Here is a 20,687-nt window from a genome sequence, read left to right as displayed (position 1 = left end):
CTATGGTCCCGGGGCGGCGAGAGAGCGCGGCCTCACTGCGGGGGCTCGCCTCACCGACTCCGCACGTCGTCGAGCGCTCGGGCTCAGCGAGGCTCCTCCACAGGCGGGCCGCGTTGCGCCACACGAGTATGCCCTCTACTCTCCGAGGAAACCTCACCGAACCGAAGGAGATCTCATGTCACTCACCCGGCGCGCAAGCGCTCTCGCCCTCGCCGCGGTCGCGGTCGCGACCCTGACGGCTCCGGTCGCTGCGGCGGCGGAGAGCCAGTGCCCCACGGGCTGGAGCTGCGTGTGGACGGACAAGGACTACTCGAGCAGCTTCTCCGGGCGCGGCAACGCGAACTACAACGAGTACCACGCGCCCGGGGGCTTCATCTTCAATGACTCGATCTCGAGCATCAAGAACCGCTTCCCCGGGTACAAGAACTGGTACGAGCACATCGACCGCGGAGGCCTGAGGCTGGAGGTCCGCGCTGGCCAGAAGATCGCCAACCTCCAGTCCGAGGGCACGGGGGTCTGGTGGCACCCGGACTGGAACGACTTCATCTCGAGCGTCGACTGATGCCGCAGCTCCGCCCGCTGGGTCTGATCGCGCTGCTCGTCCCGGTGCTCGGCGTGAGCGCGTGCACCGCACCGACTCCGGGGCCTCGGATCAACGGGATGCCCGCGAATGTCGACATCAGTGCCTACGCCGATGTCCATGCGGTCCTGAACAGGGAGGACGAGACGATGGTCTTCCCGATCGATGCCTTCTTCATCGACCCGCCGACGCGCGGGCGGATCCTGCAGGCGAATGCACTGCTCTGGGACGAGTGCATGCGGGCCGGCGGGCGGAGCTACCCTCCGGCGGAGTTCGATCTGACGGGGTCCGCTCTCGTTCCCGACACGAACTACGGCATCTGGAGCGCGGACCGGGCGGCGCACTTCGGCTACGGGATGGACCCGTCCGACGGAGCGGAGATGGAGGCGGCCAACGCCGCCTACATGGCGACCGACGCGGATCCGGGGTGGGAACCCGCGTTCGAGAAGTGCACCGACACCACGGTCCTCCTCCCGGAGCCGGGCCGGTGGACCGCGGGCCCGGAGGCGATGGCGGTCGCAGGGCCGGCGAAGCAGGTGGCGAGCGACGCGTACGCCCTCGCGACCGCCGACCCGGAGTGGGACCGCGCGCGGTCCGAGTGGAGCGACTGCCTCGTCGCGAACGGCCTCCGGCTCCGCAGCGGTGAGGAGTCGCCGTGGGGTCCGGAGGTGCCCGAGGATCCCGAGGCGGCCATCCGCACTGCGGTGCTGGACGTGCAGTGCAAGCAGGAGACGGGTCTGGTGGAGACGTTGAGCTCGCTGGAGGCGCAGTACCAGGCGGCTCTGATCGATCAGAACAGGGCGGCGCTGGACGAGGTCGCCGAGAAGGAGCAGGAGATCATCGCGCACGCCGACAAGATCCTCGCGGAGCACAGGCGATGAGCGAGCAGCCGCGGCCCCGCGTCCGACTCCCGGCCGTGGTCCGTCCGCGGGCGCTCGCGGTGTTCGTCGTCGTGGTGCTCCTGGTGGGGGTCGGCGGGTATCGCGATCGGAGCGTCGATGCCCTCGACCGCGGATGTCGACGAGGCCGCGATGCAGGCGCCTCCGCAGGTCGATGCCGCCGTCGAGCGGCGCTCCATCGATCCTCCGCGCATGCTGCAGGGGCTCGTCGACGCGGGCGACACCCGGAAGGTGGCGTTCGGCGGGGTGAGCGGCGGAGTGCTGCCCTACGTCACCGAGGTCGGCACGGCGGCCGGATCCCCGCTCTCGAACGGGCGGCTGCTGATCGCTGTCGCCGACCAGCCCCGCATCGCGCTGCACGTCGAGGCTCCGCTCTACCGCGATCTGCAGGTGGGCGACGAGGGGCGGGACGTGCAGGCGTTCGAGTCGGCGCTCAAGGCGGTCGTCCCGGGCGACTTCGACGTGGACGAGGACTTCACCGCGAACACCCTGGCTGCCGCGGAGAAGCTCTGGGACGGACTCGGGTACGACCTCCCGACCCGCGTCGTCGACGCCGTCGCACCGTCGTCCTCCGGGGTGACGACCACTGCCACCACGGCATCGTCGGCTCCTGTACCTGCTGCGTCCGCACCCGCCGGCGCCGCATCGGCTGCCCCCGTGCCCGTCGCGTCTGCGTCCGCCGCCCCGGCCCCGAGTGCCGCCGCGGTGACGCAGGCTTACATCGACGTGACCCAGATCGTGCAGCTGCCCGCCGACTCGGTCGGGGTCCTGAGCGTGCTCGCCGTCGGGGCGACCGCCGCCGCCGACGCCCCGCTGGCGACGCTGCAGACGAGCCCGCGCCGGGTCGTCGCGCGGGCGTCCGTGCTCGATGCCGAGGAGTTCGCCGTCGGGGTCTCGGTGACCCTCCGCGTGAGCGGCCGGTCCGATCAGAGCGGCGTCGTCGTGCGGCAGGGCGAGTTCGTCGCCTCCGACGGCTCCGCGCAGAGCATCGCGGGCAGGGACGTCTTCGTCGATCTGCCCGGGGACTGGGCCGACCTCGCCGAGAAGTCGACGGTCATGCTCACCACCGTGGAGGCCGGCGAGCCGGTGCTCGCCGTGCCGCTCGCCGCCGTCCACGACGCCTCGACGGCCCCATTCGTCCTCGCCTGGGGCGGCGACCGCTCCGACCCCGGCGAGCACGTGCCCGTCGAGGTGCTCGGCGCGGGTGACGGCTGGGTGCGGATCGGCGAGGAGTCCGGACTCGTCGAGGGCGACCGCGTCGTGGTGAGCCCGTGACCGCTCCGCTGCTCTCCCTCCGCGGAGTCTCGCGGCGCTACGCGGGTGCGGCCGGGGCGCCGGCGCTCAGGGGGATCGATCTCGACGTCCACGAGGGGGAGTTCGTCGCCGTCGTCGGCCGCTCGGGCGCCGGGAAGTCGACGCTCCTCAACGTCCTCGGGCTGCTCGACTCGGCCGACTCGGGGGAGTACCGCATCGCAGGCTTGGACGTCTCGGGTCTCCCCGAGCGCGAGCGGGACGTCCTGCGCTCGCGCACGTTCGGCTTCGTGTTCCAGGACTCGTTCGTGCTGCCGCGCGAGAGCGTGGCCCGCAACGCGGCGCTGCCGCTGCGCATGCGGAGGGAGGGGCACGACGCGCAGATCTCCGCCGTCGCCGACGTGCTCGACCGGTTCGGCCTCCTGCGGCTGGCGGAGCAGTCGGCGGCCACCCTCTCGGGCGGGGAGCGCCAGCGCGTCGCGCTTGCCCGTGCGGTCGTCGGCCGACCCGCGGTCGTCCTCGCGGACGAGCCCACCGGCAACCTCGACTCGGCGACGACGGCGGTCGTGATGGACCTGCTCGTGGAGCTCCACCGCTCCGGAGTCACCGTCGTGCTGATCACGCACTCGGCGGAGGTCGCCGCGGTGGCCGGACGCTCGATCCGGCTCGAGGACGGCGCGATCGCGTCCGTCAGCGGCGCGTCCTCCGCGGCCGGACCGGGGGGTTCGCCGTCCTCCGAGGCCGCGCCGGCGGCCGCGCCGTCCGCCGAGGCGGGACCGGCGGCCCGCCGGTCGGGTCGCCGGGGACCGGCGTGGGCGCTGGGCGACGCCGTGTCGGCCCTGCTGCTCTCGCCCGCCCGCACGCTGGGAGTCCTCGCCGCCTTCGTCCTCGCGATCGCGGGGCTCGTGTCCTCGGTCGGGATGAGCGCCACGGCCGCTCAGCAGGTCACGCAGCGACTCGACGCGGCGGCACTCGATCAGGTGACCGTCCAGATGCCGGAATCGGCCTCGGACGACGAGCTGCGGAGGGCCGCCACGGCGATCGCCGCCCTCGACGGGGTCGTGGTCGCCGGTCCGAAGGTGTCGCTGGTCGGAGCGGAGAGCCGACCGGGGCGCTTCCTCGGTCCCGACGAGGTGACGACCGAGGCGCCCGTGCTGGCGGTCGACGAGTCCTTCCTCGCCGCCGAGCTGGTCGAGGTCGTGCCTGCGACGGCGTCCGCCTGGCTCGACCTCGCCGACGGGTCGCCGGTGGCGCTCCTGGAACGGGAGCGGCCGAGGACCTCGGCATCCCCGTGGGACGCACCGGCGACACCATCCGGATCGCCGGCCAGGCCGTCGTCGTCGCGGGTTTCATCACGTCCTCGACCCGTGATCCGGCTCTGACGGAGTCGATCCTCGTCTCGCTGACCGACCTGGCCGTCCCGCCCCGGTCCGAGCGGCAGGTCGTCGCCCGTACTCTGCCGGGGCGTCCCGCGGCCCTCGCCGAGTCGATCCCGCTCGTGATCGATCCCGGACGGCCCGAGCGGATCGTGGTGCAGACCGTCGCCGACCTGCGGCTGCTCGCGCGCGGGGTGAGCAGCGATCTCGCGGCGAACCTGCTCGTGATCTCGGCGGTGCTCCTGCTCCTGGTCTGCTTCAGCAGCGCCACGTCGATGTTCCTCACCGTGTCGGCGCGCACCCGCGAGATCGCGCTCCGACGGGCGGTCGGGGCGACCCGGCGCGACATCCGGCTGCTGTTCCTGATCGAGGGGGCGGCGATCGGACTCGCGGGCGGGGTATCAGGTCTCGCGCTCGGCGTCCTCCTGACCGCGGTGCTGAGCGGCCTGCAGGGCTGGTCGCCGGTCCTCGACCCCGCCAGCGCGCTCGTCGGCGTCGCCTCCGGGGTCGGTGCGGGCGCGGTCTCGGCGGTGGGCCCGGCGTTCCGCGCCGCGCGGATCGAGCCCGCGCTCGCTCTGCGGGCCGGATGAGCCGCGGGAGGAGCGGGGCTCCTCGTGGCAGCGGGTGTCTCCTAGGGTGCTGGTATGTCGAGTCCGCACCCTGACCACCGTCCGCAGCAGGGACGGCCCGAGCAGCCCGAGCAGCCCGAGCGGTTCGAGCAGCGGGTCCCGCCCGAGCAGCAGGCCCAGCCCGAGCACCAGGCCCAGCCCGTTCAGCCCGTCCCGCAGCCCGCACCGCCCACCGGCGCGATGCCCTACGCGCTCGGATTCCTCGCCCTGACCGGCCTCCCGTTCCTCTCGATGCTGGTTGCCGGCATCGTGATGGCGGCCGTGCACCCTTCCTCCCGAGCGCGCGGCGGAGTGGCCGCCGAGAACGGCCGCCGGGCCGCGAACTGGGGACTCACGGTGATCCTCGTCACGGTGCTGACGCTGGTCGGGCACTTCGTGCTGCTCTTCGCCCTGACCGCCGACGCCCCGTCGACGTCCTTCTACCCGATCGGCATCCCGATCACGCTCTTCGCCGTGCTCTGCGTGGTCCACCTCGTGGTGATCATCTGCGGACTCGTGACCGCGAACCGCGGCCGCGTCCTCCGGAACCCCCTCGCGATCCCGTTCCTCCGCCGCCGCGCGGCGTGACGCGTCAGGACGTCGCGACCGGCCAGACGTAGTCGAGATCGTCCGGGACCCCCGGGAAGAGCGGGGCGTAGTGCTCGGGGGCCTTGGCGATGAGCTTCGACCGGTGCGACCGGTGCAGCTCCTCCCGGCCCAGCCACGGCGGCAGCGGGAATCCACCGAGGAGGTACGCCTCGGCGTCCTCGGGGACCGTCTCGAGCACGGCCATCGTCTTCTCGAGGCACGTGTCGGCGAAGCCGCGGGCCGACCACACGGCGCACGTCTCGCGCTGGTACGCCATCAGGGCGGGCCTATGGCCGCGCCACATCGCGGTCACCGGGTGGTGCTGCCAGCCGTAGCCCGGCACGATCAGCGCCTTCATCACCTGCAGCGTCTCGACGCGCTGCTTGCCGAGCCTGCGGTCGTCGAGGCTCTCGGCGCTCGCGCGGAAGGAGGGGAAGGGGAGGAAGGTCTGCATCCCCTCCAGTGAACACGAGGGCGTCGCGCATCGGCCACCCGGAGGTCACGTCGAGGACGCCTTCGGACCGTAGCGTGCGGTCCATGACCGGACTCCCCCTCCTCGCCACCGACGACGTCCAGCTGCGCTGGGCGCGGCCCGAGGTGCTCGACTCCTCGCGGCACCGGATGCTCCGCCTCCTCACCCTCGCCGAGCGCCTGCGCTTCGAGGCCACCGGCCGTCGCGAGGCGCGCGACAGCTTCCTGCTCGGCCGCGTGCTCGTGCGCGAGCTCGCCGCCGAGACCCTCGGCATCGATCCGCTCGAGGTCGTCGTGGAGGCGCGCTGCACTCGCTGTGGCGGCCCGCACGGTCGCCCGGTCCTGGGCGGCGAGCACCCCGCGCTCGAGCGGATGCGCATCAGCATCGCGCACTGCGAGGGCGCGGTCGTGGCGGCGCTGGCCACCGGTCGCGACGTGGGCATCGACGCCGCCCGTGCGCGGGTGGTGCGCGAGCGGATCGCCTCCGGCCGGGAGAGCGCCGAGCAGGTGCTCGAGGGGCTGCGCGCGCAGGCCGTCACCAAGGCCGACGGTCGCGGAACGGGTCTGGACGAGTCGGTGCGCTTCCGCACGCGCGAAGGAGCGACCGAGGCCTGGATCGACGGCTCCGAGCGCTACTTCGCCGTCTCGGAGCCGTCGGTCCACTCGGCGCTCGTCGTCACCCTGGCTCTCGCGCAGGACTGATCAGCGCTCGACCGACCAGCGCTCGACCGACCTGCGCGCGCCGCGCGCCTCAGAGGTGCGGCGCCACGTGCTCCGCGAAGCCGGCGGCGACCTTGGCCGCGACGTCCGGGTACGGGGTGTCCCAGACGTCCCGGTGGAAGATCTCGACCTCGATGTCCCCGGTGTAGCCGGCCTCGACGACCGCCCGCGTCAACAGCGGGAAGTCGATGACGCCCTCGCCCACGTAGTGCCGCGAGAGCAGCACGTCGGCGGCCAGCGGAGTAGCCCAGTCGCACACCTGGTACGAGGCGATGCGCCCCTCGGCGCCTGCGCGGGCGATCTGCGGCAGCACCTGCGGGTCCCACCAGACGTGGAACGTGTCGACGACCACACCGACCGCGGCGGGATCGAAGGGCGCGGCGAGATCCAGCGCCTGGCCCAGCGTCGAGACGACGGCGCGGTCGGACGCGTACATGGGGTGCAGCGGCTCGATCGCCAGCTGCACTCCGGTGCCGCGCGCGTAGCCCGCGAGCTCGGCCAGCGCCTCCGACACCCGGGCGCGCGCGCCGACGAGGTCGCGCGAGCCCTCGGGCAGTCCTCCCGCGACGAGCACGAGCGCCGGAGCGCCGAGGGCCGCGGCCTCGTCGATCGCGCGGCGGTTCTCGTCCAGCGCCGCGCGCCGCTCCGGCCCCTCCGGGACCGTGAAGAAGCCGCCGCGGCAGAGGCTCGACACGCGCAGGCCGCTCTCGGCGACCAGGCGCATGGCCTCCGCCATGCCCACCTCGGCCACGGGCTCGCGCCACAGGCCGATCGAGGAGTAGCCGGCGCGAGCGGTGACGTCGAGAGCCTCCCGCAGCGAGGCGAGCTTGATCGTCGCCTGGTTCAGGGACAGCCGCGGATGCACGGTGCCGGCTCCGGCGGCGACGACCGGCTCGAGGGCGGTCATGCGAGCACCGTCCGGAGCGCGTCGACGCCGTTCACGGCGAGCATCCCGGTCCACCGGGCGGCCGCGAGCTCCGGACGCTCGAGCGCCCCGGCCTCGTCGGCCAGCCGCACGATCTCGGACAGGTGCGGCAGCGAGCGGGCGGAGTGCAGCCCGCCGACCATCGAGAACGCGCTCTGGTGGCCGTTCAGCCACGACAGGAACGCGACACCGGTCTTGTAGTACTGCGTCGGAGCGGCGAAGACCTGGCGCGCGAGGGCCTCGGTCGGCCCGAGGATCCGGCGGTAGGCCTCGACGTCGTCCGCGTCGAGCGCCTGGATCGCGGCGGAGGCGTTGGGTGCGAAGGCGGCGAACGCGCCGAGGAGGGCGTCGGAGTGGCGCACCTCGCCGTCGGCGTCCTGCCCGCCCTCGATGAGGCCGACGTAGTTGAAGTCGTCGCCCGTGAAGAGGGTCGCGCCGAGCGGGAGCCGCGCGCGCACGGCGATCTCGGCGTCCGCGTCGAGCAGCGACATCTTGATGCCGCGGACCTTCGCGAGGTTGTCCTCCATGATGCGGATCACGGTGTCCGACGCCGTGGCGACGTCCTCGGAGCCGAAGTAGCCGGTGAGGACGGAGTCGAAGGCCGGTCCGAGCCAGTGCAGGACGACCGGGCGCGACGCCCGCTCGAGCACGGCGCGGTAGACGCGCTCGTAGTCCTCGCCCGACTGCGCCGCCCGCGCGAGGTGGCGGCTGGCCATCAGGACCACGCCCACTCCGGCGTCCTCCGCGACCTCGAGCTGCTCGAGGTAGGCGTCGATGACGCGCTCGAGCGGCACGACGTCGTCGGTGAGCTGGTCGGTGTTCACTCCGACCACGACGTCGCCGCCGACCGAGGCGGCCTCGGCGCCGCTGCGGCGGATGAGCTCGGTCGTCGCGGCCCAGTCCATGCCCATGTTGCGCTGGGCGGTGTCCATGGCGTCCGCGACTCCGAGGCCCCACGACCAGACGTGGTGCCGGAATGCGAGCGTCGCGTCCCAGTCGACGGTGGCGGGGCTCCCGGGCGTGTTCTCGGCCCAGGTGACCGGGACCACATGCGCGGCCGCGTAGGCGACCCGGGCGCCGAGCGGGCGGCGGGGGCGCACGAGGTCCGGGGCGGGGGAGACAGTGTGCGCGCGGAGCGATCCGTCCGGCGCGATCAGCGTGACGTCGGTCACGGAGCGACCTCGCTCGGGGCGGAGGCGGCGAGGGCGCGCTCGTCGGCCTCGGCGTCGAGCGCGGCGATGTCGATGCGGCGGCCGTCGCGCGCCGACTCGAGGCCGAGCTCGGCGAGGCGGACGCCGCGGGCGCCGGCGAAGAAGTCGTAGGGGTGCGGGCCGTTCTCGACCACGTGGCGGATGAACTCCTCCCACTGCGTCTTGAAGCCGTTCTCGAAGACGTCGTTGACGGGCAGCTCCTGCCAGTCCTCGGCGTAGACGTGCTGCTCGGGCAGATCGGGGTTCCAGGTGGGCTTGGGAGTCGCGACGCGCGGCTGCACCTTGGCGCCGAAGAGCCCGACGACCGCGCTGCCGAGCGTGCCGTCGACCTGGAACTCGACGAGCTCCGGGCGGTTCACGCGCACGGCCCAGGAGGAGTTCAGCTGCACGGTCGCACCGCCGGCGACGTCGAAGATCGCGTAGGCCGCGTCGTCGGCGGTCGCCGTGTACTCGTCGCCGTTCTCGTCGACGCGCACGGGGATGTGGGTCGCGGCCTTGGCGTAGACGCCCTCGACGGCGCCGAACAGGTTCTCGAGCACGTAGTTCCAGTGCGGGAACATGTCGACGATGATGCCGCCGCCGTCCTCCTTGCGGTAGTTCCAGCTGGGGCGCTGAGCGTCCTGCCAGTCGCCCTCGAAGACCCAGTAGCCGAACTCGCCGCGCACCGAGAGGATGCGGCCGAAGAATCCGGAGTCGATGAGGCGCTTGAGCTTCTGCAGCCCCGGCAGGTAGAGCTTGTCGTGCACGACGCCGTTCTTGATGCCGGCCTCCTTGGCCAGCTCGGCGAGCTCGAGGGCCTCGGCGTAGCTCTCGGCCGTGGGCTTCTCGGTGTAGATGTCCTTGCCCGCGGCGATGGCCTTCTTCAGCGCGGGGACGCGCGCCTTGGTGACGAGGAAGTCCGCGTAGATCTGCCACTTCGGGTCGGCGAGGGCGGCGTCGAGATCGGTGGTCCAGTGCTCCAGGCCGTGACGGGCGGCGAGCTCGGCGAGCTTGGCCTCGCTGCGGCCGACGAGCAGCGGCTCGAGCTGCACGCGGGTGCCGTCCGAGAGCAGCACGCCGCCCTGCTCGCGGATCGCGAGGATCGAGCGGACGAGGTGCTGGCGGTAGCCCATGCGGCCCGAGACGCCGTTCATGATGATGCCGAGGGTGCGCGGCGCGGCGGTGGCGGGGGTGGTCGACTCTGACACGGGAGGCCCTTCTGATGTGCGGTGCTGCGACCGGCGGAGAGGCCGGGCGGAAAGCGTTTACCAGAGTGTAGGACCGCTCCTCCACCGGGGGCAAGCGCATTCCGTGCCCGGTTGTCCTCCGGCCTTCCGGGGCGACGCAGGATGCCACTCCGGTACGCGACACGCGGTGGGAAGCGGAGGGGAGTTGCATCTCGTGGGAGTCCGCCGTCGGGCCGGGATCCGCGCACGTTCAGCACGGTGTCGTCGGAGGCGGTGTGCTCGAGCGGGCCCGCTCACTCGAAGAGCGACAGCGTGAGCACCGCGGTGTACCGACCCGCCCGGACGCCCGCCGGCGTCCGCAGGATCAGCTCGGCGTCGGCCGTCCACCGGCCGGGCCGGGCGCCCTCGGCGATCGACAGAAGCGGGGCCTCGACGAGTCCGGGGCGCGGCCCGGCCGATCCGCCGTCCAGGACCGTGAGCGCCACGGGCCCCGCCGCGGCGTCGTCGCCCTCGAGCAGGCGCGGGGTCCAGCCGAGGTGCTCGACCCCGATCGGCGGCTGACCGCTCGTCCCGGTGAGGGCGGTCGCGGAGCCGAGCACCGACCAGCCCGGGCGGTCCGCGACGGGTGTGCGGGTGTCGCGCACGGTCACCGTCGGCAGTGCTCCGACGAAGCGGCGGACCGCGGCCGTGCTCCCCGACTCGGACAGCGCCGCCGCGTCGCCCGCGACGGTCATCGCGAGCGCGCCGGGATCCGACGGCGGGTCGATCGCGACACCCACGTCGACGCCGCCCGCTCCCTGCTCGACGGGATCCGGCCCCGGATCGACGGGCGCCTGCTCGACGGGCGCCTGCTCGACCGGCCCCTGCTCGACGGGCAGCGCCGACCCGACGGGGGACTCCCGGGGAGCGGTCCCGACCGGTTCCCCGCCGGAGAGGCCGTCGGAGAGGCCGTCGGGTGCAGGCGCGACGGGTGTCGCGACTCCCTCGTCGGTCATCCCGCTCGAGCGCACCCCGCTGATCGGGTCGGCGGCCGGAGCAGGGACGTCCGCAGCCGCGCTCGTCGCCGTCGGCGCCGGTGCCGACGGCGGAACCGCCTCCGGAGCCGCCGCGGCCGTCGCGAAGAAGAGGGCCAGCACGAGGCCGGCGGTGGGGGCGGCCGCGGCGAGGGCGGCGGTGCGGGTGCGGTGGATCACGGGTGGTTCCTGGTTCTGCCGTGCGTCGTCGGAGCGGCTCTCCTTGGTACCAGCGCTGCCCGCTCCACCGAGACCCCTCGTCCGGTGCACGCGGCGGCGGGACCCCTGGACGTGCAGGAGCCCCGGCCGCGGGAGGGGTTCCTCCGCCCGACCGGGGCTCCTGCGCTGCGCTCCCGGTCAGCAGCTCCGCGGCGGGTACGCGGCGCTCTGCTCGAGCGTCTCGCCGCCGCCGACGGCGGTCACGACGACCTCACCCGCCGGAGCGGTCTTCTGGCGCGTCGTGAACGTGTGCGTCGCGTTCGCTCCGACCGCCACCTGCGTGAACGCCTTCTGGCCGTAGCTCGAGCGGATCGTCACGTCGACGGGCGCCGCGGATCCGTTCGTCGCCGTGACCGACAGGTACGCCTTCCCGGCGATGCACCGGGTCGAGACGGTCACCGGCACCACGAGCGCGGGCGCGGCGGCCTCCGGCACCACGATCTCGGGGATCTTCACGTACGAGTTCGGAGTCGCGAACGTGATCCGCAGCCCCGTCGCCGTCACCGCGCCGAAGGAGAGCGTGGTGGCCGAGCCGTTCGCCGCGACCGGAGCGGCCTGCGCGGTGGTCGGTCGCCAGACGCCGTCGGTGCCGCGGTAGGCGACGCTCGCCGAGGCGAGGGTGCCCTCCGTGTTCGTGAACGTCAGCCGGTCGACGCGGTGCGCCTCGGCGAGGGTGAGCGTGAAGTCCGAGCTGCTCTTAAGCGCGGTCCCGGACCAGGTCGACCAGGCGGTCGCCGAGCTCCCGTCGCAGGCGTTCGCCGCGGGGAGCGTCGACCACTCCGTCTGGCTGAACGAGGCGCGCACGCTCGCCCCCGGGATCCGGCAGAGGTTCACCGGAGGAGCATCGCCCCAGATCTCGACCTCCGAGATCGACTGCCACGTGTTCGCCGCACTGGTGAGGTGCAGGCGCACGGCCGCGGTGTCGGGGAGGGAGGAGAGATCCAGCGCCACGGTCGGTGCGGCATCGGCGGCCACCTGCGTCAGCGTCGCCGAGACGGTCGACGTGCGCCAGGCTCCGTCGACCTGGTACTCGACCTCGACCTTCGAGGGCCAGGTCGCAGCCCCGTCCTTGAACGTGTGCACCGTGAGCGAGTCGAGGTCCTGCGGCGAGCCCCACGAGAACGTGAGGCGGCTGTCGCGCGGGTATCCGGAGGAGGTCCAGTCGTCCCAGCCCTTGCCCTTCACGTCGCCGTCGATCAGCTTCGGAGCCAGATCGGCGCGGCTCGATGCGGTCACCGCGGACTGACGCGCGAGGTTCACGATGCCGGGCTCGGCCACCTCGACGGTGCGCGTGAAGCGACGGCCGTCCGAGTACTCGGCGTCACCGGCGAGCACGCCCGTCACCTGCAGCGTGCCGAGGACGTTCGGCCCGGTCGGCTCCCAGTCGACCGCGGTGTCGCGCGTGCCGCCGGGGGAGCGGACCGACACGGTCGCGGGGAGGGAGGCCCCGATGTCGGCCGCGCGGGTGACCGTCTCGGGGAGGCGGTCGTCGACGACCGACCAGAGGCCGGCCCCGACGCCCTTGTCGTCCCAGTAGGACGCGTCCCAGCCGTCGGCCCAGCGCGCCGGGTCCTCGACGGCGGGATTGCGCATCTCGAGTCGGCCGTTCTCGCCGATGGTCATCGGCAGCCAGACGTAGTTCGAGTCGGCGGCGCCGTCGTTCCACCGGTCGCCCAGGTAGACGTGCTTCCCCGGGCCCAGCGTCAGGACGTCCGTCGACTGCGAGCCGAAGGTGGTCTTGCGGGTGTCGCCGACAGAGAGGAGGCCGTCGCCGCCCTCGGGGATCTGGTTGTAGGGCACGTTCTCGGAGGGGTCGCCGGCCTGGACGCCGCGGATCCACGGTCCGAGCACGCTGTCGGCCGTGTAGTAGGTCTGCGGGTTCGGCGCCCATCCGGTCGCTCCCGAGGCGAGCGTGAAGTACTTCCCGCCCTCGGTGAAGATCGCGGGAGCCTCGAGGACGCCGCACTCCTTCACGATCTGGAAGTCGGTGCCGCGGACCGGGGCGCCGGGCGTCCCGTCGGCGAAGACGTACGGGTACCGGCCGTCGGCCGAGTACTGGTTCGCATCGAGGGTGTCGGTCGTCGTCGTGCGCTCGACGTTCGTGTAGTCCGCGTCGAGCTTCGCGATGTACAGGCTCCGGTTCTCCTCCGAGGAGTAGGAGATGTAGGCGGTGCCGTCCTCGTCCTGGAAGACGGTCATGTCACGGGCCTGCCCCGGCACGGCCGCCGAGATGCACGCCTTGTAGTCGGTGCGGTTGTAGAGGCGGTACGCGCCGGTCATGGTGAACGGGCCGGTCGGGCTGTCCGACACCGCGACCGCGGCCATCGAGCGCGCGTAGGTGCTGCCGCCCGGTGTGATCCGGCCGTCGGAGTGCCACCACATCACCCACTGGTCGTTCTTCTCGTTGTAGAGCACCTTCGGGCGCTCGAAGATCGCGGTGTTGGGGGAGGTCTGGTTCGTGTCGAGGTGGTAGTCGATCTCGGCGATGCGGTCGGCGCGCGGGGTGCCCGCGTCGTCGACCGTGTCGTAGAGGGCGTCGAAGTAGGGCTGCTCGAGCTCCTCGGGAGCCTGGACGCTGCGCAGCGCCGTGCCGCGGTTCTCCCAGTTCAGCCCGTCGGTCGAGCGGTACACGGCGACTCCGGGGGAGTTGTAGTACCCCTTCGTGCGGTCCTCGCCGTACCAGTAGTGCACGTCAGCGCCGTCCTCCTGGACGGTCACGATCTGCCCGCCGTGCGCCTGGATGTGGCGCCCGTCGGTGTCGTACCAGCTCGGCTGGAAGTAGCCGGCCGCACTCCGCCCCGGATCCTGGATCGCGGGGTAGGAGTCGTACACGGGCGGCGGATCCGCGCGCGGGACCCCGTCGGCGGGATCGGTCACCACCGTGCTCGCGAGCGGCGCGGCCGCGACGGCCGGCGCTCCTGCGGCCAGCAGGCCGGTGACGACGAGAGCCGTCACCGCCCATCCGAACGGTCTCTTCCTGGGCGTCATGCTGTGCTCCTTTGCACGGGGACCTCGGGAGTGTTCTCGCGAACAGGTCCCGCGTCCCACCGTACATGGTGACGTCAACATGCGGCAGGGCGGATCGCCCAGGACTCCGGGGCGGACCGCTCAGCGCGGGGCGCGCAGCTCCCGGAGCGGTCCGCCGTGCAGCGGATCCGTGCGCCAGCGGGCGGTGAAGGTGCCCGCGGCGGCGTCGAGCACGAGGTGCAGCCGGTGCGGAGTCTCGAGGAACAGCACGTCGACGAGCAGCTCGCCGCCGGGGGCGCGGCCGGCGCTCGCCGCGAGCACGCCCGTGGTCGTCCACTCCCCGGATCCCGGAGCGACGAGGAGCCGGTCCTCGCCCTCGATCAGCGCGAGCGTCCATCCGCTCCGCTCCGCCGAGATCTCGAGACCGGTGAGCGAGAGGACGTCGGAGTGGGAGGGCCGGAAGCGGCCGGGCGCGACATCGCCGGCGACGGGCGCGAGCGGAGGCAGGCCGAGCGCTCCGAGACGTCTCGCGAGCGCCTGCTCCGCACCGCTCGGAACCGGCGAGCCCGAGGGCAGGAGCGCCGGCAGCAGGTGCTCCCAGACGCGCGCCAGCAGCCCCTCGGTGTCGGTCGTCTGCCCGGTGATCGCGAGGACCGCGTCGTGCTCGGGCAGCACGAGGCCGAACTGCCCGTAGGCGCCGTCGGCCCGGTACCCGTGGCTCGAGCGCCAGAACTGGAAGCCGTAGCCCTGCCTCCAGTCGGCGTTCCCCTCGGCGGGCGTCGGCACCTGCGCCGTCGAGGCTTCCGCCACCCACGCGGGGTCGAGGAGCTGCTCCGATCCCCAGCGCCCCTCCTGCAGGTAGAGGAGGCCGAGCGCCGCGGCGGCCTCGGTCGTGGCGTGCAGCCCGCTGTAGCCGATCTCGCGGCCGGAGGCGTCGCGCGTCCAGGCGACCTCGCCGATGCCGAGCGGATCGAGCAGCCGCGGGCGGAGGAAGTCGACGAGCGACCCGCCGCTCACCCGCTGCACGATCGCGGCGGCCGCGAAGGTGCACGGCTGGTTGTAGGCGAAGACGCTACCGGGCTCCTCCTCGGGCGGCAGGAGCAGGAAGCCCCGGACCATGTCGACCGGATCGATCGCGCGCGCTCGGTCGATCGTCTCCTCGCGGTGCCCGCTGGCCATCGCGAGCACGTGACGGACGCGGATCGAGCGCGAGCGCGGATCCGTCACCTCGTCGTCGAGCTCGGAGAAGTACGAGAGCACGGTGGCGTCGAGGTCGACGAGGCCCTCGGCGACGGCCAGTGCGACGGCGGTCGCGGTGAAGCTCTTCGAGTAGGAGTAGAGGAGGTGCAGCCGCTCGGCGGTGTACGGCGCCCACCAGCCCTCGGCCACCACGCTGCCGCCGCGCACGAGGACGAAGCCGTGCGGCTCGATCTCCGGTGCCGCGTCGAGGGAGTCGATGAGGGCGAGGACGCCGGCGGCATCGACTCCGCGGGACGACGGTGAGCTTCTCGGCAGCGAGCGGTGCATCCCTCGATGCTACGGGCGCGATACGACGTCCTGCTCACCCGGACGTGCCGAGGTCGGCGGTGTGCGAGACCGGAGTGGCTGGTGCACGATCCGCAGGGGATCCGAGCCGGCACGCGGATTCCTCCGCCGGACTCACCCCCGCGGGGCCGCATCTCCTGCGGATCGCACACCGCCCTGCAGATCGCACTCGGCCCTGCATTTCGTGCGGGGCCTCCGCGGGGAGTGGGCGACCCGGCCCTACGCCTCGGGACCCGGCGCCTCCGGGAACGGCCCGAGGCCCAGGAGGAAGCGCAGCAGCACCTCGGCCGGCGCGCGGACCGCGGGGCCCAGGCCCAGCTCCCAGCCCGCGTCGGTGGCGGCGAGCGAGCGGCCCCGGATCGCCGCGCGGATCGGGAGCGGTGCACGCTGCATCCGCTCCATGGCGATCGCGCCCGAGACGCGGGGCGGCAGGTCGACGCCGGTGACGAGGCTCAGCTCGACGCGGACCACGTCGACCAGGTCGGCGATGCCACGGGATCCGGAGCCGGAGCGGCGGGCCGCGGCGAGGGCCGCGAGGGTGCCGGGGATCTCGGACGACAGGGGAGGGGTGCTCGCCTCGCGGGCGCCGACGCGGGTGGCGAAGCGCTGCCCGGTGCTGCTCGAGAGCCGGACGACGAGCTCGCCGAGCACCGCGGAGGCGGGGACGGGAGAGGCGGAGGGGGCGGAGACGGCACCGGCCGCCTCGCCCTCCAGGAAGGAGGGGAGGCGGCCAGTGCTGCCAGGCGGTCGAGCCGATCGGCGACGAGCGGGCGCCAGTCGTTGCTGACCCCCGACTCGTCGACGTCGGGCCGAGCGCTCAGCGGGAGGAACCGCGACCAGTCGGGCACGGGACTCCGATCAGCGTCCGCCGGCGCGGCGCTTGTTGTAGACGTCGAAGGCGACCGCGAGCAGGAGCACGAGGCCCTTGACCGCCTGCTGCCACTCGATGCCGATGCCCATGATCGACATGCCGTTGTTCAGGACGCCGATGATCAGACCGCCGAGGATCGCGCCGCCGATGGTGCCGACGCCGCCCTGGACCGCCGCGCCGCCGATGAAGGCGGCCGAGATGGCCTCGAGCTCGAAGCCGTCTCCGGCCTTCGGGCCCGCGAGGTTCAGGCGGGCGGTGAAGACGAGTCCGGCCAGCGCCGCGAGGACGCCCATGTTGACGAACAGCCAGAAGGTGACGTTGCGCGTCTTGATGCCCGAGAGCTCCGCGGCGTGCAGGTTGCCGCCGATGGCGTAGACGTGGCGGCCGAAGACCGAGCGGTTCATCACGACGCCGTAGACCAGCACCAGCACGGCCAGCACGATCAGGGTCACCGGGATGCCCTTGAAGGTGGAGAGCGCGAAGGCGAAGGCGCCGATGACGAGCGCGACGAGGACGAGCTTGGTGACGAACCAGGCGCCCGGCTCGACGCTCTGGTTGTACTTCTGGCGGCCGCGGCGGGTGCGCAGCGACTGCACGGCGAAGGCGATGATGGCCAGCGCGCCGACTCCGAGCGACAGCGGGTCGAGTGCGGTCTCGCCGAACAGGTCGGTGAGGAAGCCGTTGCCCAGCGCGCGGTACTCGATCGGGAACGAGCCGATGTTCGCGTTGCCGAGGACGACGAGCGCGAGACCGCGGAAGATCAGCATGCCCGCCAAGGTCACGATGAACGCGGGTATCCCCACGTACGCGATCCAGAAGCCCTGCCAGGCTCCGACCAGGGCGCCGATCGCCAGCGACAGCACGATCGAGAGCCACCACGGGAGGCCCATGGTCACGGCGAAGACTCCGGAGACGGCTCCGACGAACGCGGCGACCGAGCCGACCGAGAGGTCGATGTGGCCGGCCACGATGACCATCACCATGCCGATGGCGAGGATCAGGATGTAGCCGTTCTGGACGATCAGGTTCGAGATGTTCTGCGGGCGCAGGAGGATCCCGTTGGTCATGATCTGGAACAGCAGCACCACCACGATGAGGGCGATGAAGATGCCGTTCTTGCCGAGGTCGCCCAGCACGTGGCTGAGGCGCTTCGTGAACGCGTTCTCGGTGGGGTTCACCTGCGCACCCGCCGCAGTGGGCGGGGTGTTCTGCAGATCGGTCATCGTTGCTTCTCCTGGGTCATGAGGGTGAGGACCGCCTCGGGGGTCGCCTCGGCGATGGGCAGCTCGCCCGTGATGCGGCCTTCCGACAGCGCGTACACGCGGTCGCAGATGCCGAGGAGCTCAGGGAGCTCGGAGGAGATGACGATGATCCCCTTACCCGCGGCCGCGAGCTTGTTGATGATGGTGTAGATCTCGTACTTCGCTCCCACGTCGATGCCGCGGGTGGGCTCGTCGAGGATCAGGACGTCGGGGTCGGAGTAGATCCACTTCGACAGGACGACCTTCTGCTGGTTGCCGCCCGAGAGCTTGCCGGTCTTGGCGAGCACGGTCGGCGACTTGATGTTCATGCTGCCGCGGTACTCGTTGGCGACCTCGAACTCGCGGTTGTCGTCGACGAGTCCGCCCTTCGACACCTTCTCGAGCGAGGCCAGCGAGATGTTCCGCTTGATGTCGTCGATGAGGTTGAGGCCGTAGTGCTTGCGGTCCTCCGTGGCGTAGGCGAGCCCGTGGGCGATCGCCTCCGACACGTTGCGCATCTTGATCTCCTTGCCGGCCTTGAAGACCTGGCCCGAGATGCGGCTGCCGTAGGAGCGGCCGAAGAGGCTCATCGCGAACTCGGTGCGCCCGGCGCCCATGAGGCCGGCGATGCCGACGATCTCGCCGCGGTGCACCGTGAGGTTCACCTTGTCGACCATGACGCGCGTCGGGTCCTGCGGGTGGTGGGCCGTCCAGTCCACGACGCGGAGGATCTCCTCGCCGATGTGCGGGGTGTGGTCCGGGTACCGGTGGTCGAGGTCGCGGCCGACCATGTCCTTGATGATCCGGTCCTCGGTCACGTCGTCGTGCGCGATCGTCTCGATCGTCTTGCCGTCGCGGATGACCGTGACGGTGTCCGCGATCTTCTTGATCTCGTTCAGCTTGTGGCTGATGATCAGCGACGTGATGCCCTGCTCCTTGAGGTGCAGGATCAGGTCGAGCAGGTGGTCCGAGTCCTCGTCGTTGAGCGCCGCGGTGGGCTCGTCGAGGATGAGCAGCTTGACCCGCTTGGAGAGCGCCTTGGCGATCTCGACGAGCTGCTGCTTGCCGACTCCGATCTCCTGGATCTTCGTCGTCGGGTTCTCCTTCAGACCCACCCGGGCGAGCAGCGCGGCCGCCTCCTGGTTGGTCTTGTTCCAGTCGATCAGCCCCGCGAAGCCGCGGACCTCGTTGCCGAGGAAGATGTTCTCGGCGATCGAGAGGTAGGGGCTGAGGGCCAGCTCCTGGTGGATGATGACGATGCCCTTGGCCTCCGAGTCGCGGATGCTGCCGAACTGCATCACGTCGCCCTCGAAGACGATGTCGCCCTCGTACGTCCCGTGCGGGTAGACCCCGGACAGGACCTTCATCAGCGTCGACTTGCCGGCGCCGTTCTCGCCGCAGATCGCGTGCACCTCGCCGCGCGCGGCGTTCAGGGTCACGTCCTGCAGCGCTTTGACGCCCGGGAACGTCTTGGTGATCCCGCGCATCTCGAGAATGTTGGTGCTCACTACGCCTCACTCCTTCAGGGAGCCGGGCCCCCTCTCGGGGACCCGGCTCGGATCTCTCAGTACCGACCCGCGCCCTCGGGCGCCGATCCGGTCACGGCCCCTCGGAGGAGGCCCGGCTCGCTTCCACCCCTCTTATAAGAGGAGTGACGCGTCAGCTCCTCCCACCGAGGGGAGCTCGTCCGGTTCCTCCGTCTGGAGGGCGTCCGGTGAGCTCCTCCTCTGGAGGGCTTTCGCGGTTCTCGGTGGGGTGAGCTGCAAGGCGGAGGAGGGCGCGATACCGGAGGTATCGCAACCGACGACAACGCCGCAGATCACCCCACCGAGGTTCGCGACTTAACCGTTGATTTCGGCGTCGGTGTAGTAGCCGCCGTCGACCAGGACCGACTCGATGTCGTCCTTGGTCACGATGACCGGCTCGAGCAGGTACGACGGGACGATCTTCTCGCCGTTGTCGTAGGTCTCGGTGTCGTTGACCTCGGGCTCGGAGCCCTCGAGGACGGCCTGCGCCATGAGCACGGCCTCCTTGGCGAGCTCGCGGGTGTCCTTGTAGATCGTGGCGTACTGCTCGCCCGAGATGATCGCCTTGACGGAGTCGAGCTCGGCGTCCTGACCGGTGATGACCGGGAAGTCGGTGCCCACGGTGTAGCCGGCGTCGGTGAGGGCCGAGATGATGCCGCGGCTCAGGCCGTCGTAGGGCGAGAGGACGCCCTGGACCTTGGATCCGTCGGAGTACGTCTTGGTCAGGATGTCCTCCATGCGGCTCTGGGCGACCTCGGGGTCCCAGCGCAGCGTGGCGACGGTGTTGAACTCGGTCTCGTCGCTCGCGACGACGAGGGTTCCGTCATCGAGGAAGGGCTTGAGGGTCTCCATCGCGCCGTTGAAGAAGAACGTGGCGTTGTTGTCGTCGGGGCTTCCGGCGAACAGCTCGATGTTGAACGGGCCGGCGGGCGCGTCGGCCACGGGGGCTCCGGTCAGGTCGGTGAGGCCCAGGCCCGCGAGGAGCGAGGTGGCCTGCTGCACGCCGACCTTGAAGTTGTCGAAGGTCGCGTAGTAGTCGACGTTCTCCGAGTCGCGGATCAGGCGGTCGTAGGCGATGACCGGGATGTCGTTCGCGGCCGCCTCCTCGAGCACGCTCGTGAGGGTGGTGCCGTCGATCGAGGCGACGATCAGGGCCTTGGCGCCCTTGGTGATCATGTTCTCGAGCTGCGAGACCTGGGTGGGGATGTCGTCCTCTGCGTACTGCAGGTCGACCTCGTAGCCGGCCTCCTCGAGCTGCGACTTGACGTTGTCGCCGTCGGCGATCCAGCGCTCGGAGGACTTCGTCGGCATCGCGACGCCGACGAGTCCGCCTTCGCCACCGCCTTCGCCGCTGCCCGAGTCGCCGCCGCTGGAGCAGGCCGCGAGGGAGAGGATCATCGCTCCGCCGGCGAGGCCGGCGAGGAGGGAGCGCTTCATAGTGGTCACTGTGATTCCTTCGTCATTGAATGCAGTGGGAGTGGCCGCTCCCGGGTGCGGGGCGGGATGTGAG

At 71.9% G+C, this 20,687-nt stretch carries 18 protein-coding genes; 7 read left to right on the top strand and 11 right to left on the bottom strand.

Going from position 1 to position 20,687, the window contains the following annotated elements; all coding sequences use genetic code 11:
* The first annotated feature begins 175 nt into the window (after positions 1–175).
* The 6 genes from AC0CID_RS07925 to AC0CID_RS07900 all read left to right on the top strand — a co-directional run bounded on the left by AC0CID_RS07925 (position 176) and on the right by AC0CID_RS07900 (position 5,302).
* Positions 176–562: a peptidase inhibitor family I36 protein gene (locus AC0CID_RS07925; protein WP_251945666.1), complete on the top strand. Its 387-nt coding sequence runs from the start codon at positions 176–178 to the stop codon at positions 560–562.
* Positions 562–1,461, top strand: a complete 900-nt coding sequence (locus AC0CID_RS07920) for a hypothetical protein (protein WP_465226363.1) — start codon at positions 562–564, stop codon at positions 1,459–1,461. The genes AC0CID_RS07925 and AC0CID_RS07920 overlap by 1 nt, the downstream gene beginning before the upstream one ends.
* Before the next feature lie 117 nt (positions 1,462–1,578).
* Positions 1,579–2,754 carry an efflux RND transporter periplasmic adaptor subunit gene (locus AC0CID_RS07915; protein ID WP_465226362.1) on the top strand — a complete coding sequence of 392 codons (1,176 nt, stop codon included), beginning with the start codon at positions 1,579–1,581 and terminating at the stop codon, positions 2,752–2,754.
* Positions 2,751–4,112, top strand: coding sequence for an ABC transporter ATP-binding protein/permease (locus tag AC0CID_RS07910; RefSeq protein WP_465226361.1), 1,362 nt, complete (start codon positions 2,751–2,753; stop codon positions 4,110–4,112). The genes AC0CID_RS07915 and AC0CID_RS07910 overlap by 4 nt, the downstream gene beginning before the upstream one ends.
* Positions 4,022–4,696: an ABC transporter permease gene (locus tag AC0CID_RS07905; RefSeq protein WP_465226360.1), complete on the top strand. Its 675-nt coding sequence runs from the start codon at positions 4,022–4,024 to the stop codon at positions 4,694–4,696. Before AC0CID_RS07910 ends, AC0CID_RS07905 begins: the two co-directional genes overlap by 91 nt.
* A gap of 54 nt (positions 4,697–4,750) precedes the next feature.
* Positions 4,751–5,302: a DUF4870 domain-containing protein gene (locus tag AC0CID_RS07900; RefSeq protein WP_465226359.1), complete on the top strand. Its 552-nt coding sequence runs from the start codon at positions 4,751–4,753 to the stop codon at positions 5,300–5,302.
* Positions 5,303–5,306: 4 nt separating this feature from the next.
* On the opposite strand, the gene AC0CID_RS07895 is transcribed toward AC0CID_RS07900, so the two are convergent.
* The gene (locus tag AC0CID_RS07895; RefSeq protein WP_465226358.1) at positions 5,307–5,756 is read right to left on the bottom strand and encodes an MSMEG_6728 family protein; all 450 of its coding nucleotides are present in this window, start codon (positions 5,754–5,756) and stop codon (positions 5,307–5,309) included.
* 83 nt (positions 5,757–5,839) lie between these two features.
* Between AC0CID_RS07895 and AC0CID_RS07890 the strand changes: the two genes are divergently transcribed.
* Positions 5,840–6,475, top strand: coding sequence for a 4'-phosphopantetheinyl transferase family protein (locus AC0CID_RS07890; protein ID WP_465226357.1), 636 nt, complete (start codon positions 5,840–5,842; stop codon positions 6,473–6,475).
* 49 nt (positions 6,476–6,524) lie between these two features.
* Here the strand turns inward: AC0CID_RS07890 and AC0CID_RS07885 are convergent, their stop codons facing one another.
* The 10 genes from AC0CID_RS07885 to chvE all read right to left on the bottom strand — a co-directional run bounded on the left by AC0CID_RS07885 (position 6,525) and on the right by chvE (position 20,614).
* On the bottom strand, positions 6,525–7,400 hold the full coding sequence (locus AC0CID_RS07885; RefSeq protein WP_207405205.1) for a sugar phosphate isomerase/epimerase family protein: 876 nt from the start codon (positions 7,398–7,400) through the stop codon (positions 6,525–6,527).
* On the bottom strand, positions 7,397–8,590 hold the full coding sequence (locus tag AC0CID_RS07880; protein ID WP_465226356.1) for a DUF993 family protein: 1,194 nt from the start codon (positions 8,588–8,590) through the stop codon (positions 7,397–7,399). The genes AC0CID_RS07885 and AC0CID_RS07880 overlap by 4 nt, the downstream gene beginning before the upstream one ends.
* The gene (locus tag AC0CID_RS07875; RefSeq protein WP_207405284.1) at positions 8,587–9,762 is read right to left on the bottom strand and encodes a Gfo/Idh/MocA family protein; all 1,176 of its coding nucleotides are present in this window, start codon (positions 9,760–9,762) and stop codon (positions 8,587–8,589) included. Before AC0CID_RS07875 ends, AC0CID_RS07880 begins: the two co-directional genes overlap by 4 nt.
* Before the next feature lie 326 nt (positions 9,763–10,088).
* Entirely contained in the window at positions 10,089–10,988 is a 900-nt protein-coding gene (locus tag AC0CID_RS07870; RefSeq protein WP_465226355.1) for a hypothetical protein, read from the bottom strand.
* Positions 10,989–11,165: 177 nt separating this feature from the next.
* On the bottom strand, positions 11,166–14,015 hold the full coding sequence (locus AC0CID_RS07865; RefSeq protein WP_465226354.1) for a discoidin domain-containing protein: 2,850 nt from the start codon (positions 14,013–14,015) through the stop codon (positions 11,166–11,168).
* 120 nt (positions 14,016–14,135) lie between these two features.
* Complete coding sequence (locus tag AC0CID_RS07860) at positions 14,136–15,521, bottom strand: serine hydrolase domain-containing protein (RefSeq protein ID WP_465226353.1); 1,386 nt, start codon at positions 15,519–15,521, stop codon at positions 14,136–14,138.
* Positions 15,522–15,758: 237 nt separating this feature from the next.
* Positions 15,759–16,190: a hypothetical protein gene (locus tag AC0CID_RS07855; protein ID WP_465226352.1), complete on the bottom strand. Its 432-nt coding sequence runs from the start codon at positions 16,188–16,190 to the stop codon at positions 15,759–15,761.
* Positions 16,191–16,397: 207 nt separating this feature from the next.
* Complete coding sequence (gene mmsB, locus AC0CID_RS07850; protein ID WP_251944931.1) at positions 16,398–17,633, bottom strand: multiple monosaccharide ABC transporter permease; 1,236 nt, start codon at positions 17,631–17,633, stop codon at positions 16,398–16,400.
* A complete protein-coding gene (gene mmsA, locus AC0CID_RS07845; protein ID WP_055791163.1) occupies positions 17,630–19,159 on the bottom strand; it encodes a multiple monosaccharide ABC transporter ATP-binding protein in 1,530 nt (509 codons plus the stop codon). The genes mmsB and mmsA overlap by 4 nt, the downstream gene beginning before the upstream one ends.
* 333 nt (positions 19,160–19,492) lie before the next feature.
* On the bottom strand, positions 19,493–20,614 hold the full coding sequence (chvE, locus tag AC0CID_RS07840) for a multiple monosaccharide ABC transporter substrate-binding protein (RefSeq protein ID WP_242683162.1): 1,122 nt from the start codon (positions 20,612–20,614) through the stop codon (positions 19,493–19,495).
* Between the last annotated feature and the right edge of the window lie 73 nt (positions 20,615–20,687).

Source organism: Rathayibacter sp. AC451, from assembly GCF_979253095.1.
Note: the sequence above shows the minus strand (reverse complement) of the source record. Positions and strands in the feature narration are given on the sequence as shown.